17 protein-coding genes are annotated in these 14,244 nt (G+C 44.2%); 13 read left to right on the top strand and 4 right to left on the bottom strand.

Annotation, left to right across the window (positions count from 1 at the left end; translation table 11 throughout):
* Nucleotides 1-287: 287 nt before the first annotated feature.
* The 3 genes from QUA56_RS18745 to QUA56_RS18735 form a co-directional block, all read right to left on the bottom strand.
* Nucleotides 288-542 (bottom strand): hypothetical protein, encoded by a 255-nt coding sequence (locus QUA56_RS18745; protein ID WP_333360258.1) that lies wholly within the window; start codon nt 540-542, stop codon nt 288-290.
* 691 nt (nt 543-1,233) lie between these two features.
* The gene (locus tag QUA56_RS18740; RefSeq protein WP_333360256.1) at nt 1,234-1,509 is read right to left on the bottom strand and encodes a hypothetical protein; all 276 of its coding nucleotides are present in this window, start codon (nt 1,507-1,509) and stop codon (nt 1,234-1,236) included.
* Complete coding sequence (locus QUA56_RS18735; protein ID WP_333360253.1) at nt 1,491-4,472, bottom strand: DUF3987 domain-containing protein; 2,982 nt, start codon at nt 4,470-4,472, stop codon at nt 1,491-1,493. Before QUA56_RS18735 ends, QUA56_RS18740 begins: the two co-directional genes overlap by 19 nt.
* A 289-nt stretch (nt 4,473-4,761) precedes the next feature.
* Between QUA56_RS18735 and QUA56_RS18730 the strand changes: the two genes are divergently transcribed.
* The 5 genes from QUA56_RS18730 to QUA56_RS18710 all read left to right on the top strand — a co-directional run bounded on the left by QUA56_RS18730 (nt 4,762) and on the right by QUA56_RS18710 (nt 7,530).
* Nucleotides 4,762-5,127 carry a helix-turn-helix domain-containing protein gene (locus tag QUA56_RS18730; protein WP_194060227.1) on the top strand — a complete coding sequence of 122 codons (366 nt, stop codon included), beginning with the start codon at nt 4,762-4,764 and terminating at the stop codon, nt 5,125-5,127.
* A 415-nt stretch (nt 5,128-5,542) separates the two neighbouring features.
* Nucleotides 5,543-5,812, top strand: coding sequence for a thioesterase II family protein (locus tag QUA56_RS18725; RefSeq protein ID WP_333273574.1), 270 nt, complete (start codon nt 5,543-5,545; stop codon nt 5,810-5,812).
* Nucleotides 5,813-5,832: 20 nt separating this feature from the next.
* Entirely contained in the window at nt 5,833-6,495 is a 663-nt protein-coding gene (locus QUA56_RS18720) for a 4'-phosphopantetheinyl transferase superfamily protein (protein WP_333360250.1), read from the top strand.
* Between the two features lie 398 nt (nt 6,496-6,893).
* Nucleotides 6,894-7,244, top strand: coding sequence for a hypothetical protein (locus QUA56_RS18715; protein ID WP_333195943.1), 351 nt, complete (start codon nt 6,894-6,896; stop codon nt 7,242-7,244).
* Entirely contained in the window at nt 7,234-7,530 is a 297-nt protein-coding gene (locus QUA56_RS18710; RefSeq protein WP_333360248.1) for a helix-turn-helix domain-containing protein, read from the top strand. The genes QUA56_RS18715 and QUA56_RS18710 overlap by 11 nt, the downstream gene beginning before the upstream one ends.
* 791 nt (nt 7,531-8,321) lie before the next feature.
* Here QUA56_RS18710 and QUA56_RS18705 read toward each other — a convergent pair.
* Nucleotides 8,322-8,465, bottom strand: a complete 144-nt coding sequence (locus QUA56_RS18705) for a hypothetical protein (RefSeq protein WP_333195947.1) — start codon at nt 8,463-8,465, stop codon at nt 8,322-8,324.
* Between the two features lie 243 nt (nt 8,466-8,708).
* On the opposite strand from QUA56_RS18705, the gene QUA56_RS18700 reads away from it, so the two are divergent.
* The 8 genes from QUA56_RS18700 to QUA56_RS18665 all read left to right on the top strand — a co-directional run bounded on the left by QUA56_RS18700 (nt 8,709) and on the right by QUA56_RS18665 (nt 14,231).
* Nucleotides 8,709-9,179, top strand: a complete 471-nt coding sequence (locus tag QUA56_RS18700) for a hypothetical protein (protein WP_333195948.1) — start codon at nt 8,709-8,711, stop codon at nt 9,177-9,179.
* Between the two features lie 10 nt (nt 9,180-9,189).
* Nucleotides 9,190-9,558, top strand: a complete 369-nt coding sequence (locus QUA56_RS18695) for a hypothetical protein (protein WP_333313959.1) — start codon at nt 9,190-9,192, stop codon at nt 9,556-9,558.
* A gap of 136 nt (nt 9,559-9,694) precedes the next feature.
* Nucleotides 9,695-10,492, top strand: a complete 798-nt coding sequence (locus QUA56_RS18690) for a hypothetical protein (protein WP_333184770.1) — start codon at nt 9,695-9,697, stop codon at nt 10,490-10,492.
* Nucleotides 10,493-10,625: 133 nt separating this feature from the next.
* On the top strand, nt 10,626-10,982 hold the full coding sequence (locus tag QUA56_RS18685) for a DUF3768 domain-containing protein (protein ID WP_194060237.1): 357 nt from the start codon (nt 10,626-10,628) through the stop codon (nt 10,980-10,982).
* A gap of 66 nt (nt 10,983-11,048) precedes the next feature.
* Nucleotides 11,049-11,756 (top strand): hypothetical protein, encoded by a 708-nt coding sequence (locus QUA56_RS18680; RefSeq protein ID WP_333195951.1) that lies wholly within the window; start codon nt 11,049-11,051, stop codon nt 11,754-11,756.
* Nucleotides 11,757-11,800: 44 nt separating this feature from the next.
* On the top strand, nt 11,801-12,439 hold the full coding sequence (locus QUA56_RS18675) for a Mov34/MPN/PAD-1 family protein (RefSeq protein WP_333195952.1): 639 nt from the start codon (nt 11,801-11,803) through the stop codon (nt 12,437-12,439).
* On the top strand, nt 12,405-13,310 hold the full coding sequence (locus tag QUA56_RS18670) for a ThiF family adenylyltransferase (RefSeq protein ID WP_333195953.1): 906 nt from the start codon (nt 12,405-12,407) through the stop codon (nt 13,308-13,310). Before QUA56_RS18675 ends, QUA56_RS18670 begins: the two co-directional genes overlap by 35 nt.
* Nucleotides 13,311-13,682: 372 nt before the next feature.
* Nucleotides 13,683-14,231 (top strand): helix-turn-helix domain-containing protein, encoded by a 549-nt coding sequence (locus QUA56_RS18665; RefSeq protein WP_333360244.1) that lies wholly within the window; start codon nt 13,683-13,685, stop codon nt 14,229-14,231.
* Nucleotides 14,232-14,244: the final 13 nt, after the last annotated feature.

Below are 14,244 nucleotides of genomic sequence, written 5' to 3'. Positions count from 1 at the left end.
AACTCGATGTAAGCGAATGAGCAGGACTTACGCAGTTACTCTATATATAGTTATTTAATGTAGACTTTAATTTAATAAAACACTATATATACCGTTTTTTGTAAGTCCCGCGAGTAAGGTCAACAATGAATCGTCAATGACGATTCTGAATCGTCAAAGCTATTACTGACGATTGAAGTGCTTACGGGGTAACAGTTATAGGGAATCGTCAAATCGTCAACACAAAAATAGGACACCACACCATATATGGTGCTATATGGTGCTTGATGTAATTACCGTGAGTAACGTCAGCAGTGAATCGTCAATGACGATTCAGAATCGTCAAAGCTGTTATTGACGACTAAAGTGCTTACGGGGTAACAGTTATAGGGAATCGTCAAATCGTCAACACAAAATTTGGTGTACTTGGAGTTTTCTATGATTCTGACGATTGCTTGACGAGTCCAGCTTGCCGAACTAGCAGTTTGTAGGTTGCCGCTGTTACCAGTATGCTCACCTGCGGGCGATCGTAAATCTCTTGGGATGTGCTGAGGAATCGTCAATGACGATTTTCAATCGTCGAAGCTGTTATTGACGAGGGAACTGCTTGATGTGTAAGAGTTTCAAACTATCGTCAAATCGTCAACGCAATTTTTCAACTAGCGGTAATTAGGTATCCGGTGACAATTGCGATCGCCCACAACCGACTGGGCTTTATTTAGTTTCTTCCGCTCTTCTCCCAACACAGCTTCTTTCTTGAGGCAACAGACGAAGGTTTCAATGCTCAGCTTTAGCCCTGGCTGCCAACAGTTACAAATTTCGCCCAACGTGCAAGACGATTATAGTGAACTGTTCTCTCTGTAAAGGTTTCAGCTTTTAAGAATCACCAATGATTTTTTACAAAATTTTTGACCACGACTCACCCCGCGACAAAAAATGTGGTGGTTTGATGCGTTACGCTATCACTTCGCACCTTACACATAGAGGTTTTGCGTAAGTCTGGTTGACGATTCTCGCGATCGAGTTCACGACCTATAAGGCAAGAGGGATGCGCTACCTGGTTTTGACGATTGAAGTGCAAATACCCGCTAAGGTCAGATTTCTATCATGCGGTTTGAGGAATGCCCTACCTGGTTTTGACGATTCTGACTCCGGTGCGAGCAGCCCCACCGTGTAGAGCGCTCCAGGCGGGAAGCGCGATCGTCAATGACGGTTGAGAATCGTCACAACTGTCATTATTGATAACGTAATCGCTTACTCTGGAAGACTTTGGAAGAATCGCTGCTGTCGGAGGACGGCATTTTTTGCAAGTTGCCACAAATACCCTGGACTGCACTTGCAACTCGGTTCGCGCGATCGCTCTGCGGGCTTGCAACTAATACCATTTCCGAAAAATTCTGCAACAGTAGCAACTTTTTTGTTGGCTTTGACTTGCGAATCAACCCAACGCTCGTGTTTGTAGTAGGGTTTTTCGGAAATGATATAACCGCCAAAACGTGGCCGAGCAACAATTATCTTAGAATCCGCCACTTGAAAGACTTGCCGACCTTTTTCGTTTCACCGAGGTTCATCGAAACCATTTGGTTGAAGACCGCAGCCGTAAAGTCGGTGTTCGACATCTGGCGCAGTTTAGCTCCTGCAACGAGTTCGCGACAGTTGCGGTATGCTTCACGGGTGCTGATCCAACCTTCAGCAACCGTGTCCCGCAACTCTTCTGATTTCTGAATCAGTTTCTGGATGACCGGGACTGTATCGTCCTCATCTTGCTGCTGCCCTTTGTAAAGCACTTCAGCCTGGTTGATGTAGAAGTAGCTGGTGGCGATCGCCTTTTGAATGATCTCGGCCCCAATCGAGGTAGGAATTTCAATCTCAAAAGGCTTGTCGGAACGTTCCCCGCCTGAGAGCTTCCACTCTTCTTTCAACTGCAAGTAAGTTTTGAGAGTGCCGTCCGGGTTTTTTAACTTGCAGATTTCGTGCAAGCAGTGCAGGATGAGGGCAATCCGCAGGCAGTACCCACTCCATTTGGACATGGCTAGCTGGAAGCCTTCATTCAGTTCAGCTTCTTCGCGCTCGACCATCGGGTTGAAGAAGTGCTGTTCGTAGTAGTCGGCTGCCGAGTCGCTGAGGTGGTAAGTAATCGGAAAACCCTGGTAAACAGTGCGGTTCGTTTCATCTTTGAGCACTTCGCCTGTCTCCTCATTTTGAACGGGACGATAGTGCATTTTGAGGACGGAAAGTTTGTGGTAGATGTCTTTGAGAAAGGCGTCAATGTCGGGGTAGGGCAGTCGCGTCCGCCGCCGTTTGGGCATCTGGGCCAAGCAGATTACCCACCGGGCCATCCAGCCGCTGGAAATTTTGCGGGGCGTCATCTCTTCGTCAAGCGTCTTGCGCTGGATGGTGCCGGTGATGGGGACGCACGACCTCTCCACCTCGACTCGGCGATCGCGGTCAATGAGGATGACTTTGGGACCGCCGCCGTTGTTGAGGGTGAGGTAAAAAGCTTCGTCGTCCCCCTTGCCAGCCCGATATTTGTTGAGGGCTTTGAAGAAGCCGTCGATTTCGTCGCGGTGGACGAGGAAGCCGCGCGGATTTTCGTTGATGGTGCGGATCAGGGCTTCTACGGTGATGTGTTCGACCCAATACTCGCGAGGAACGGGTGGGGGCGAGAGTTCTTCTGGCGGGCTGTCAGAGTCTCGATTTTGCTGGGTGGCTTTTTGTGCTTCTTTGTAGCTTTTGAGGGCAATGCAGTATTCGCTGTTGGCATCCTGCTGCAAGAGCCGGATGGGGTTGACCATAACTTCTTGAGTTTGACTTTTAAGCTTCCCCGACCGGGCGGTGCTGATTGTCCACAGCACGCAGGACTTTTGTCTGAATCCAGGCCAAGCAACAATTTCAGCGGCCGTGCCGATCGCGCAGCCGAAGGTTGACCAACCTACTGTCATCAGGTGTTCGGCGCTGGTGGGCATTGCAGCAGCGATTTGTGCCAGGATGCAGGCAATTTCAGGCGGTAAAATTTGGTGCAAGTCGAGACTCTGCTTGCGCTTGCTAACTAAATCTTCAATAAGGGTTTTTTCGTTTTCGACTTCTGCGAACTGCCATTCTTGCAGTCGGGTTAAAACGATTTGTTCGACGTATTTGGGGTCGAGTTCCAAAGCTTGAGCGATTTGGGCGCACTCGGATCTTCGTTCTGACAGGGGAATGTTGCCCCGTTCCAGGAGCCGATCGATATATTTGAGGAGCAGGTTTTCTTTCTGTTTGCTGTCAGAATCCGGCGGGTAAAAATTATCTGTAACCTCACCGTTGTTTGGCGGGATGCTCTCTGGCGCATCTGCTTGTAACTTTTGAGAATTGAGCTGCTGCTGGCTCGCGGTCGGTGATGCCCTGGGGCGCTTGTCGATACCCCCTTCTCCTAAAATCCTGTCTTTAATGTGAGGGGGGCATGAAGCCTGGAAGGTTTCTCGATCCAGCCGGTAAATCTTTTTCCAGCAATTTTCAGAGTCTCCGCTGTGATATTCGGCGGCGGTTTGGCAAGCGGAGGGGCTAATGGTTTTGAGGATGCGCTGCCATTTGTAGGGATCTCGGCTGCTGTCTTCCATTTGCCCCCAGGCGTACTCGGCTAAGATTTCAGTGGTGCCGGAGTAGGAGATACTGTAGCGGTGGCAGAACTCTTCCCAGCCGTAACATTCGGAGGCGAGAGCGGTCAGGGCGTCGGAGCGATCGCCTGTTTTGGCACCACCTGTCAGAATTTCAAGGGTGCGGGGGGAGATGAGGTCTTCCAGGCGAATTGCGCCGGGGACGTAACTTCCTACAGAACGGGGCGAGGTGTTGGCAGGAACAGACGGGTGCTGTTGCCGTGTTGGGTAAATACCAACATCTTCCGGTTTGGCAACTGTAGGCGGATATGCGACAAAATACTCCCAGCGGTATGGGATGCCGTTCGCGCCGACAGTAGGGGGCAGCAGGGTGTGACCGCCGTTTCGGGCAAGCAGTTCGCCCATTCGGGACCTGTCTCGATCTAGGCTGAAGGCTGTCCAATCTGGTTCTTCTGTGAAGGCGAGGATGACTCGGTATCCGCCCGAAGGGGTGCGAAATCGAGGGGCGACATTCAGGAGGGGGTAGTCGTTGAACCACTGTTCAAGGCGCGCCTCAAAAGCTTGTGACGAGGAGAAGACTTTTTCTTTACGATCTAGATCGACAAAGGCGATGTAGTGGCCCTGTGTATTAGGTCCGCCGCCGAGAGTGCCGATGCCAGTGGTGTGGGCGAACCACTTCGCTAAGTTTGCCTGAGTTGGCAATTGCTTTTGATAGGGTTTCCAACTGACTTTGACTGCTTTTCCTTTCTGGTTTATCCAAGCAGGCGCTTTGCCTCCGGGAACGTTGCAGTCCCTTTCGCATTCCTTGGGACATTCCGGCAGCGCAGGTCTGCCCAAGCAATTGTGGAGCCAGTCGATTGTCTGGGCGATCGTCTGGGGAGCCTGATTAATGTCGCTCATCGGTGCACCTCCAAGCGATATGAGAGGAATTGGGCGATGCCTGTTTTGACATCTTCCAAGTCCCTGCGAGGGTTACCGAGAAGTTTTTGCTAAAAATTTGGCAATCTGTGTTGGCAAACCTCCTAATTTTGCTAAAGTTAAATAGCATCCAATTTTGCCTCCCCAGCCAAAAAGCTTTATGCAGCTGTGGATGCAGGTCAGTCTTCATCAAAAACCTCCATTTTGACCCCAATCATTTACCAATAGTAAATCTAGATTCACCCACAGTGAATTAAGGTGACAAATCTTAATGCTGATTTATGAAGCCTTCCACAATACGTTGAAACGTTATGACATCAGTGGCAAAGCCCTAGCTGGAGTTGCTGGGGTCAGCGAGAGTCTTGTGTCGCAGTTTAGGCACGGCAAGAAGGGTGTAACGGACGAGATGCTCGACAACCTGTTGCAGGCGATGCAGAAGATTGCTCCGGGAGCACGCAAACATTTTTGTTCGCTGGTAGCTGGGGAGCTGGTGGAAGGAGCGGGTGTGGAGAATGCAATTAAGGAGATTTCTGCTGAGGATATTCCTGAATTGTTGATGGCGATCGCGCGTTGCTGGAAATCAGTTGACCATCCATCAATTTATGCAACAAGTGCGTTGATGGAGTTCCATCGCTAAAATGGTAGCACTCTAAGATAATAGATGTAGCGCCAAATTTTTAATAATTTTATACCTGCAAAATTCATATTTAATGAAAATTAATATTTAGTGTGATATGGAATTAATTTAACTACTTAATTTACCCAAATATAGCAACAAAAAGTAGTTATTTATCAACTACAACTACCATTTCTTCACTAGATTTGTTCCTAATTGATACTTATTTGTTATTGAGGTCTCTGGTGGTAGGCCTAATTGTTTGCGAAAATCTGAGTCCTACTTAGCGAGTTACCAATTTTTAGCAGTCGCATCCGCTAGCCTTGCACCTCACATTCCCGATCCATAGCCAATGCACGCTCTGTCAGAACCGGAATTGTTGCATGAATTGCATCGTCTCAACGGTATCCCTAAAGAAGTTCTATAAAATTACGAAATGATGCAACTACTGATTCCTATTGTGCGGGCAGATTTAGCAATTGATGAAGTCTATGTTTATACTAACGAAGCGCCATTAGAATGTCCGATTACTGTAATTGGTGGTTTGCAATACCCCGAAACGAGTCCCGATATTATTGAAGGTTGGAACAAACATACAATCGCTTTTTGTTCGCTGCAAATGTTTCCATACCATCACTTTTTTTTAAAGAGATATCAGTTGCTTTTGCTTCAAGCTACTTGTCAAAAATTGCAGCAAAATCAATAATTTTTCACGGCTTACGACTAATGATGAATACTAATATAATTGAGTGGAAAATACCCCCAAAAGACCTAATACTTAATAGCGATGAGGTTCATGTTTGGCGCGTTGATCTGGAGATGAGAGCATCTTGCCTACAAAGCTTGCAGGAGAGTCTCTCTACTGACGAACTTAAAAGAGCAGAGCGTTTTTACTTTCAGAAAGACAGAGCGCATTTTATCGCAGCTCGCGGTATTCTCAGAAAAATTTTGGGCTGCTATCTAAATAAAAATCCTAACGAACTGCGCTTTAGCTATAACCCCTACGGAAAACCATCTTTAGTTACCGCAGTATCCGAATATAAACTTTGCTTCAATTTGTCTCACTCTCACGGAATTGCTCTCATTGCTGTGGAGCAAAATCGAGAAGTTGGCATTGATATTGAACGCATTCGTAAAGATTTTCCCTACCAGCAGATAGCCGAAAGTTTTTTTTCGCCTTTTGAAAACGCCGTATTGCGCTCGCTCCCCGAACATCAACAACTGAGAGCTTTTTTTACCTGCTGGACTCGCAAAGAAGCCTACATCAAAGCGGTAGGTAAAGGTCTTTCAATTCCTTTGGATGGATTTGATGTTGCGATTGCGCCGGGAGAACCAGCAGCACTGTTAAACTTTCTGGAAAATCCAAAAGAAGTTTCCGATGGTCTTTGATTGAGTTAGTCCCCGGTTTAGATATGGTAGCAACTCTTGCCGTTGAGGGCGATCGCTGCCAACTTCTCTGCTGGCAGTGGCAATACTCCTGCTAATAAATCCTAGAAGGGATTCTGGTTGATCAAACGCAGCCGATTTAAGCAAAGTTTTAGTACCTTCTCTCGGACAAACAGCAGTCTAGAAATTAATTGCAGCGGGCAAAAAAGGAGTCAACGCGATTAGGCGGAGTCTCAAAAAATTCATAGCCTAGTCAGAGTTTGAATTTGAAAATAGTCGGTCAAATATAGATTCCAATTGATTGATTCAAGGAGATGTCGCGCTGCAATTTCTTTATCAAGAAATTGGTCGGAAAATCTATCAAAACAAATCTGTTGCAATAGATGCACAGTTGAGAACTCATGTCAATCTCAAAAGGAAAGCGAGATTTGATTTCGGGCCTGCCACTAAAACAGTTGAAGGATATACCACCTTCAACTGAGTTGCCTGCAAATTTTGCCCAAATTCATCCCCCGCGCTTTGAGTGTGGCGAGATGGTGCGCTGGACTGATGTTGGTGAAGAAGGTGACAGAGGAATGGTTATAGGCAAATTTTACAACTATGAACAGCGTCAGCGTTGTTGGATGTGGTGCTACATCATTTGCCTTACTCCTGATTCCAAGAGTGCAAAGTGGTGTCAGTTTGATACTGCCTGGGAGGAAGATTTGGAGAAGTTTGAGGATGATAAAAAAGCAGCAGACTTTGACAGATAGAGAACGCAATTTGATTGCAGTTTACAGTGAATGCCAATTGCAAATGACACCGAGGCAGTTTTATGCAAAGTGGGGAGTGAGTTATGAGGAAATTGCTTTTATTTGTTCTCGTTCTGATTCTACAGTGCGGGGTTGGTTTAGAAAGGGGAAAAATCGCAGATTTCCTACTGCTGTCGATTTGCGTCATTTGGCTTTAATGGATTTTCTGCTGGAACACTTTGAGGAAATCCCAGAGGCATTGGTGGCTTTCCTGTGTCCGCCTTGCGAAGAGAATAGCCTGGATTAATAGTAGCGGCGCGTATAACGGAAAGACTGTTTAGGGCAACGACTGTATACGTTGTCGCAATCATATACTGCTGACTTGTTCTAACAGTTTTGTTGGCTGCTATACATCAAGCTTTTTCAGCATCAAAAAATAATTTGAGCTTGTCTTAGCACAAACCTCGTCAAATATCAATGTCACCGTGACCTGTCTTTGACAAGATTATTCAATTACTGTCTTGGCAAGCAATGAAACAAGAGCACAATCTGTTACTTTTACTGCTGAGGTACTAAAATGACCTACTCTGAAAAATTGCACCCGTGGTGTATCATTAGCCTGCTTCCTAATTGTCAGCGTGTTATTGTGGCACGATTTCGTAAGAGAAACGATGCAGACGATCATCTACGGGTTTTGCAGCGATTAGTGAAAACGCGCACATTTGTGATTATTTTTGACATGCAACCAAAGCCTACTGTGCCTAAAGAATAACGGCGAATGCAGCGAAGGTTTGAATTTGAATTAATCGAGATACCTGCGTTAGTTGAACAAACCGACTTTCCAGCGATTTCTCCCAGCGACAGAACCTACTGATAGCTGGGAGAATTTTTTATATATTTTACCGATCATCTACTAACTACAACTTTTTATCATAGTGTTGATTTACGCTCTAAAGCGATCGCATTTGTACGGATAGTTACAATTGCATAAGTAAATATGCTCTGATTGATAGCTGTGCAATCGTAGATGTGGCTAATAGTAATATAGCTTGCGAGCGCAATAGATATTCCTTCTCTATCAATACTTCGGAATTTTTGCTAGTTTTTTTGAGAGATGGCTCTGGCGCAAGGTTCGTAGGTGGCTAATGTTGCGCTGAGTTTTTGGATTTCTTGCCATAGCTCTACTATCAAGGCTTCTTTTGCCTCGTTCAATAGTTGCTTTAAGTCGGGGAGTTTTTCCATTCCTTTATCTAATGTCTATCTCGTCTTCTTGTCAAGGGGGTTGAGCAATTACAATCAAAGAATCAATAGAGACAAGTGCGACCGCATCTTGTCGGACAGATAATTAATGGGAATTAATTAAGAAATTTCTTGGGAAACACGCTTACCGTTAAAACTTTACAAAAAATAGATCGTTAAAAGCAAGGCCGCGATCGCGGCAATTTTTGAGAATAAGCTGCACTTGCTTGTACTGCGAATCCAGCCATGACCCAAATAGAACCAAATTCCGAACTAACTGGAGAGGAGATTCCACTTTCAGCTACTCAAAAAGTGGGTGAAACCATCAACAAAACTGAGAACATTTCACAGAGTCCTGACTTACTTGATGAAGGAGAATCAGAACCTTATGAATTCAATTTTTGTACAGTCAAAATCCACATTATTATGCGACCAGACGACGGGCATCCCGAAGGGCGAATCGTAGAAATTACAGCAACGAGCCACGACGACTTACCATTATTAACACAAGTTAGAGAGAACTCAATTGGAGCTTGGCCAAGTGCTTTACAAGAATTGCTCCAGCGGTTAGCCTCCAATTTACCTAACCGAAAAGTGAGTGCTCAAATTCGCTCTTCTTTACGTCCACCCCGCAAGAAAGCTAAACCAATCCCTCAACACCCTACTGATTCACCCGTCAATAAGGGTGAAATCGGAGTCCAAATTTCCTTGTTTTAAAGAGGTAAAAATGAGTCTAATAGAATACGAAGGCAGACAAATTGAACTGCCCAACGAAATTACTTCAAATGATGAAAAGTTACTCGAAGTCCTGCTTCCTTACTTCCCGGAATTAAGCGAAGCTACGATTGAAAGAAAAGCAGGTCAACCCATTAAAATCATCAAACAAGCCAAGACAAAAGGTGTAGAAGAGTCGCAAAAAAAACTATCCGTACTGCATAAAAATTGCGTATTTCAATGCCAGATAAAAACTCATCAAATCCTCCCCCCCATTCCCCACTCTCCTCACTTATGGCAGCACCAGAAGAACCGAATCAAGCTGTCCAACTCACTTGGGCTCTCCAATGTGAATCTATCAACGGTTATGTTACTCCGCTAACCTTAGCAAGTCGCACTCAAGAAATCTCTCAAGCAATAGCGAGAGGTGAACAAGAACTACAGCGATTTAAAGCAACTCTCAAACAACTGCAACTTGCGCCAGCTATTGCACATCCCCAAATTCCCCTGAATTTTTAATGCCTGCAACCATTTTGTCTGTGTCGCAAGCCATCGCTGGTTTGCGACACTCCTACCCAGTAACCAAGCCAATTGAAGCGATTGAATTTCTCCAGCAAACGCTTAATAGTATTCAAATACTAAACCTTTACCAACACTTTTTTCCAACTGAATTTACCACCAGTACCAGTTCTATTTACTCTGATAGTCCTGACATTCATAGCCCCCGCGAATTAGAATTTTTCAGTCGGCTTGACGAAACAGAACTTATCCCTATCAGCCCCTGGCAATTAGAAATAGCCCAAGAAGAACGCCTCGACGAACTCCTGATAGAGCCTTGGGGGTTAGATTGGTTGAGCTATGAAGATTATGATATTGAGTCATTAGCCCCTGAGTGGCAAATCTTGCTGCCTCTAACTTCTAAAGGACTAGATTGGCTAACTGAAAATGACGCACAAGATTGGTATGAAGAGGAATTTAACGTTTTATTTTCTCACGTTTTACCACCCGATAGTATCAATTATCTGCAATTCCAAGAGCTTTGCTCTCTGGCTGACTTTCCCATAAAATCAGTGCCAATTGTACTAAGTTTCCTCAATTATTCAACAGGTAATATTTGGCTAGACGGCTGCGCTCAAGACGAGTATCAATTTAGAGAATGGACAGTCGAAAACTTGATATCTTTATCAGCGCAATGGCAAAGTGCTAAAGAAGTAATAACCCAAGCTCAACAGGTTATCGACTGGCTTGCTACTGACCGCCCTCGACGTTTTCAGCAAATTCTTGAACTCTGGAACAAGAGCACTTTGTCAATTTGAATTACCTATGAATCCAAATAATTACGATTCAAACTCTCAAGTCTAAAAATGCTGAGCTCCCCGCTTAAGCGTATTCATTGTGAAGCAGCAACCGCTAGTGCGGTTGTAGCTGTTGGAAATTGAGGTCTTAACCATGACTGAAACTCTAACAACAACCGAAAGAATTGCACGTCTCAATGACCAGTTGCGTCAAGGAAATACCAAAATTGGTGAAATTCGGATCACTCAAACTGTAAAAGCTCTTCCTCCTGAATACCAACAAAAATTACTGCAATTAGTAAGAGATTTTAACAGTTTTGAATCGGGCAACGACCCCTACGGAGAACGAGATTTTTTTGCCATTCAACTGGATAGCAAAAACTACTTTTTCAAAATTGATTATTTTGACAGAAAAGCTTGGCTGGACAACCAAGAAGTGAGTTCAGAATGCCCAGAAAACTCGGATAAAACTTGGAGAGTTGCTACCCTAATGAAATCGAATGAATACTAATTTTCAAGTAGGAGCTAACCTTACCTATCGGGTTAGCTCTATAACCTCTATCAATTTTAAGCTATTATGCAACATTTGTCAGGAGAAGCCTTCCGTGAAATTCTGCAAATAGCTCCCCGACAGCTAACAGAAATTGATGCTGAATTACTGTTCATCAAAGAACAATACCTGTTCCATTATCGAGAAGGGACAAAGGAACACTACAAACTACTCTCCTCTGTCAGTTTGAGAACTGCATTTTCTCACGAGCCAATTGATACAGGTTGGATGCCTCCAGGAGTCATAAGGTGGGGAACTAATTCTCAAGGAAATTGGGTAGTAAAATTCATACATCCTGCTCAATATAACCTCCACTTTGATGATATTGAACCGATTACTATTCCGCTAACCGCTTTGGTATTGGTAGGACAGAACACTCAATATTGGGTATGGGCAACTGATGTCGCCACCTTCAACCCAGAGGCGAAAGCTTACCATACTCCCTTACCAAATATCCACCCAAACGGTTTAATTTGCTGGGGACAAAATACTCCCCCGGTTGCTTCAACTCAAACCATTGATATTGCTTGGCAAACTTTCATCACTACTCCTTTCAATGCTGACTTATCCAGCCAAAAAAGCCGAAAGTTTCCCCAAGATGTCAGAGAACATCTGAAAAGTTTAGCCTTGAAAAAAAGGCGTTCCTATCCTGTTAAAGATTTAGTTGAAAGCAGGTGCAACCAGTCAATTAACTCTTTAATAGAACACCTTTTATTGATTGCTAACCCTATCTAGGCATTGCACTCAACATTTTTCTTTCAACCGCCAAGTTTAAGTTAATGCTAAAACTTTTTAACCACATTCATGCCTCTATTCCCTTGCCTCCCATTGCTACTGGAGTATTCTGCGAATACGTTACAGCTTCTAACGGCGTGTTTGTGCGTTCAGTTCGCCCCGGACTAGAGGCAATGATTCCTATTGCAAATTCAGCGCCCAATACTATCAAAGGGTTGCCATCTATAGAACCGTACTTGCACCTTGACACTCGTTCAGTACCATTAGAATTACTCCTTTCTATGTGTACAAAATCTGCATTTTGCAAAGATAATAGTGGGAATCTCACAGAGATTTTATTTCACCTATCCCTTGACAGCCGCAATCAATGGCAACTGACAATTCCACTCCAAACAACTACACGAACAAGCTGCCAACCTCTTGATAATTTATCCTGCTCAACTGCCTTAATTGAATGCCACTCTCACGGAGAAATGCCTGCTTTCTTTAGTAGCACAGATGATGCTGACGAGCGCGGGTTTAGACTCTATGCAGTCTTGGGTAAAGTTAATACTTTAAATCCTGAGATTTTAGTCAGAATCGGAATTTTCGGACACTATAGCTTAATTAAAGCTAGTTCTGTATTTGAAGAGCCATATTTTATCACCGATGCTTACCAAAACTCCCTTAAACCTCGACTTTGAGTACGCCAATTCTACCCCTCTCCTCCTCAAAGATTACTCTCACCTACACTTGTGGCTCGTTGGCTGTGGGGGCACTGGCTCTTATGTAGCTGAAAGTTTAGCACGATTAGCTTACGTTTTCAAACAACGTGGTAAAAATGTCAATGTTGCCTTTGTTGACCCTGACATTGTTGAAGAGAAAAACTTGGGAAGGCAGAGATTTTGTCAATCTGAACTCGGATTGAATAAAGCCGCTACTCTTGCTTTGCGTTACAATCTTACCTGGGGGCTAGAAATTAGTGCAATTCCTGACTATTTTGACCCCAAATTGGTAAAATCATACTGGAATGATTTGGTAATTATCACTGGCTGCGTTGACAATAGTGCGGCTCGTCGTTCCCTCGGCAAAACACTAGAAAGTAACCGCCACTCTGATATTCCAAGAATCTGGTATCTTGATGCTGGCAATAACTTTGATAGCGGTCAAATTCTACTAGGTAGTCATAATTGTGGTGAGGGGTTAATTACTCACCTAGATCAATTTGAGAAAACAGGCATTATGGGAGCGTTACCCTCTCCTATTTGGCAGTGCCCCAATTTGAGAGAATCCCAGCCTGAAGAACTGGCAAATACCTATTTATCTTGTGCTGAGTTAGCCACTATTAACGCTCAGAGTCTCACAATTAATCAGGGGATGGCCTCCATTATTGCTGACTATTTATTCCGTCTCACTTTGACGAATGACTTGCGCAGGTTTGCCACTTTCCTTAACCTTAAATCGGGTTCTATGCGCTCGGAATTTATCAGTTTTTCATCTCTTAAAAGGTTTGCAAGAGGGGGAGGGGGAAGGGGAAGGGTGGAAAAAGGAAGGGAAGAGGAAGGGGAAGGGTAGAAAAAGCTGATTATTTGGGGAGGGGAAAGGAAGGCTTCGCCGTGAACTATGCGGCTCGACTGAGCGACATTCGGCTTGCGCTCAATCGAGCCACAATTCGGCTAAGCTCATGGTCGAAGCCTCACGCCGAAGTCCGACGGGAACCCCGCTTACCGAACGTCCGAATGGAAAGTTATAGGTTATTGTTAGCTTTTATTAAAGAGAAAAAGCTAAAATTTATCCTTCCTTCCCCTTCCCCCTCTTTTACTTTAACGAGATTTTTTCGGATTTAATACTGTGTGAATTGCCCGGTCTAAAAACTCGATAAACTCACTGGGTTAAGTATAAAATTGACTCTTTCTGGCTCTTCTGGTTTGAGGGGATTAATGTATAATGAGATACAATGAATACGTGGTGATAGGCATGGACTTGCATCTTGATAGGTTGCTAAATTTACCAAATACAACCATCGAAAGTTTTACGGAAGAAGAAAATAAAATTATTCTCAAGCTGAGATTCTTACATGATGAAGCTCCTTGCCCCCATTGTAATACGCAGAGTAGAAAATTAAAACAAAATCGACCGATACTGATTCGAGATTTATCAGTATTTGGCAAAGTAATTTATTTAAATACGCCACGCCGCCAATTTTATTGTCATCAGTGTCAAAAACATTTTACGGAAGAATTACCCTTTGTAGATTGGGAAAGACGATACACACAAAGAGCTGAAGAGTATGTTTATCAACGAGTGCAAAGTGCGAGTGTAGAGCAGGTAAGTCGAGATGAATTTTTGAGTTGGGATCAAGTACAGGGAATATTTAACCACCAATTTTCTCTCAAAAAAAAGGAGAATTGGGAAGAAGTAAAACGGGTGAGTATTGATGAAGTGAGTAAACGCTGCATGACATCAAAATTTGGTCACGGTCGTATCAAATATTGACTTAGGAGAATTG

Origin of the sequence: Microcoleus sp. N3A4 (genome assembly GCF_036701805.1) — a bacterium.
GTDB lineage: Bacteria > Cyanobacteriota > Cyanobacteriia > Cyanobacteriales > Microcoleaceae > Microcoleus.
Note: the sequence above shows the minus strand (reverse complement) of the source record. Positions and strands in the feature narration are given on the sequence as shown.

Coding starts and splice junctions, on each gene's coding strand:
- QUA56_RS18685 (WP_194060237.1), top strand. CDS start 10,626: ATGACTGAAACTCTAACAACAACCGAAAGAATTGCACGTCTCAATGAC.
- QUA56_RS18725 (WP_333273574.1), top strand. CDS start 5,543: ATGATGCAACTACTGATTCCTATTGTGCGGGCAGATTTAGCAATTGAT.
- QUA56_RS18695 (WP_333313959.1), top strand. CDS start 9,190: ATGAGTCTAATAGAATACGAAGGCAGACAAATTGAACTGCCCAACGAA.
- QUA56_RS18705 (WP_333195947.1), bottom strand. CDS start 8,465: ATGGAAAAACTCCCCGACTTAAAGCAACTATTGAACGAGGCAAAAGAA.
- QUA56_RS18665 (WP_333360244.1), top strand. CDS start 13,683: ATGAGATACAATGAATACGTGGTGATAGGCATGGACTTGCATCTTGAT.
- QUA56_RS18700 (WP_333195948.1), top strand. CDS start 8,709: ATGACCCAAATAGAACCAAATTCCGAACTAACTGGAGAGGAGATTCCA.
- QUA56_RS18730 (WP_194060227.1), top strand. CDS start 4,762: ATGCTGATTTATGAAGCCTTCCACAATACGTTGAAACGTTATGACATC.
- QUA56_RS18720 (WP_333360250.1), top strand. CDS start 5,833: ATGATGAATACTAATATAATTGAGTGGAAAATACCCCCAAAAGACCTA.
- QUA56_RS18670 (WP_333195953.1), top strand. CDS start 12,405: ATGCTTACCAAAACTCCCTTAAACCTCGACTTTGAGTACGCCAATTCT.
- QUA56_RS18675 (WP_333195952.1), top strand. CDS start 11,801: ATGCTAAAACTTTTTAACCACATTCATGCCTCTATTCCCTTGCCTCCC.
- QUA56_RS18715 (WP_333195943.1), top strand. CDS start 6,894: ATGTCAATCTCAAAAGGAAAGCGAGATTTGATTTCGGGCCTGCCACTA.
- QUA56_RS18735 (WP_333360253.1), bottom strand. CDS start 4,472: ATGAGCGACATTAATCAGGCTCCCCAGACGATCGCCCAGACAATCGAC.
- QUA56_RS18690 (WP_333184770.1), top strand. CDS start 9,695: ATGCCTGCAACCATTTTGTCTGTGTCGCAAGCCATCGCTGGTTTGCGA.
- QUA56_RS18680 (WP_333195951.1), top strand. CDS start 11,049: ATGCAACATTTGTCAGGAGAAGCCTTCCGTGAAATTCTGCAAATAGCT.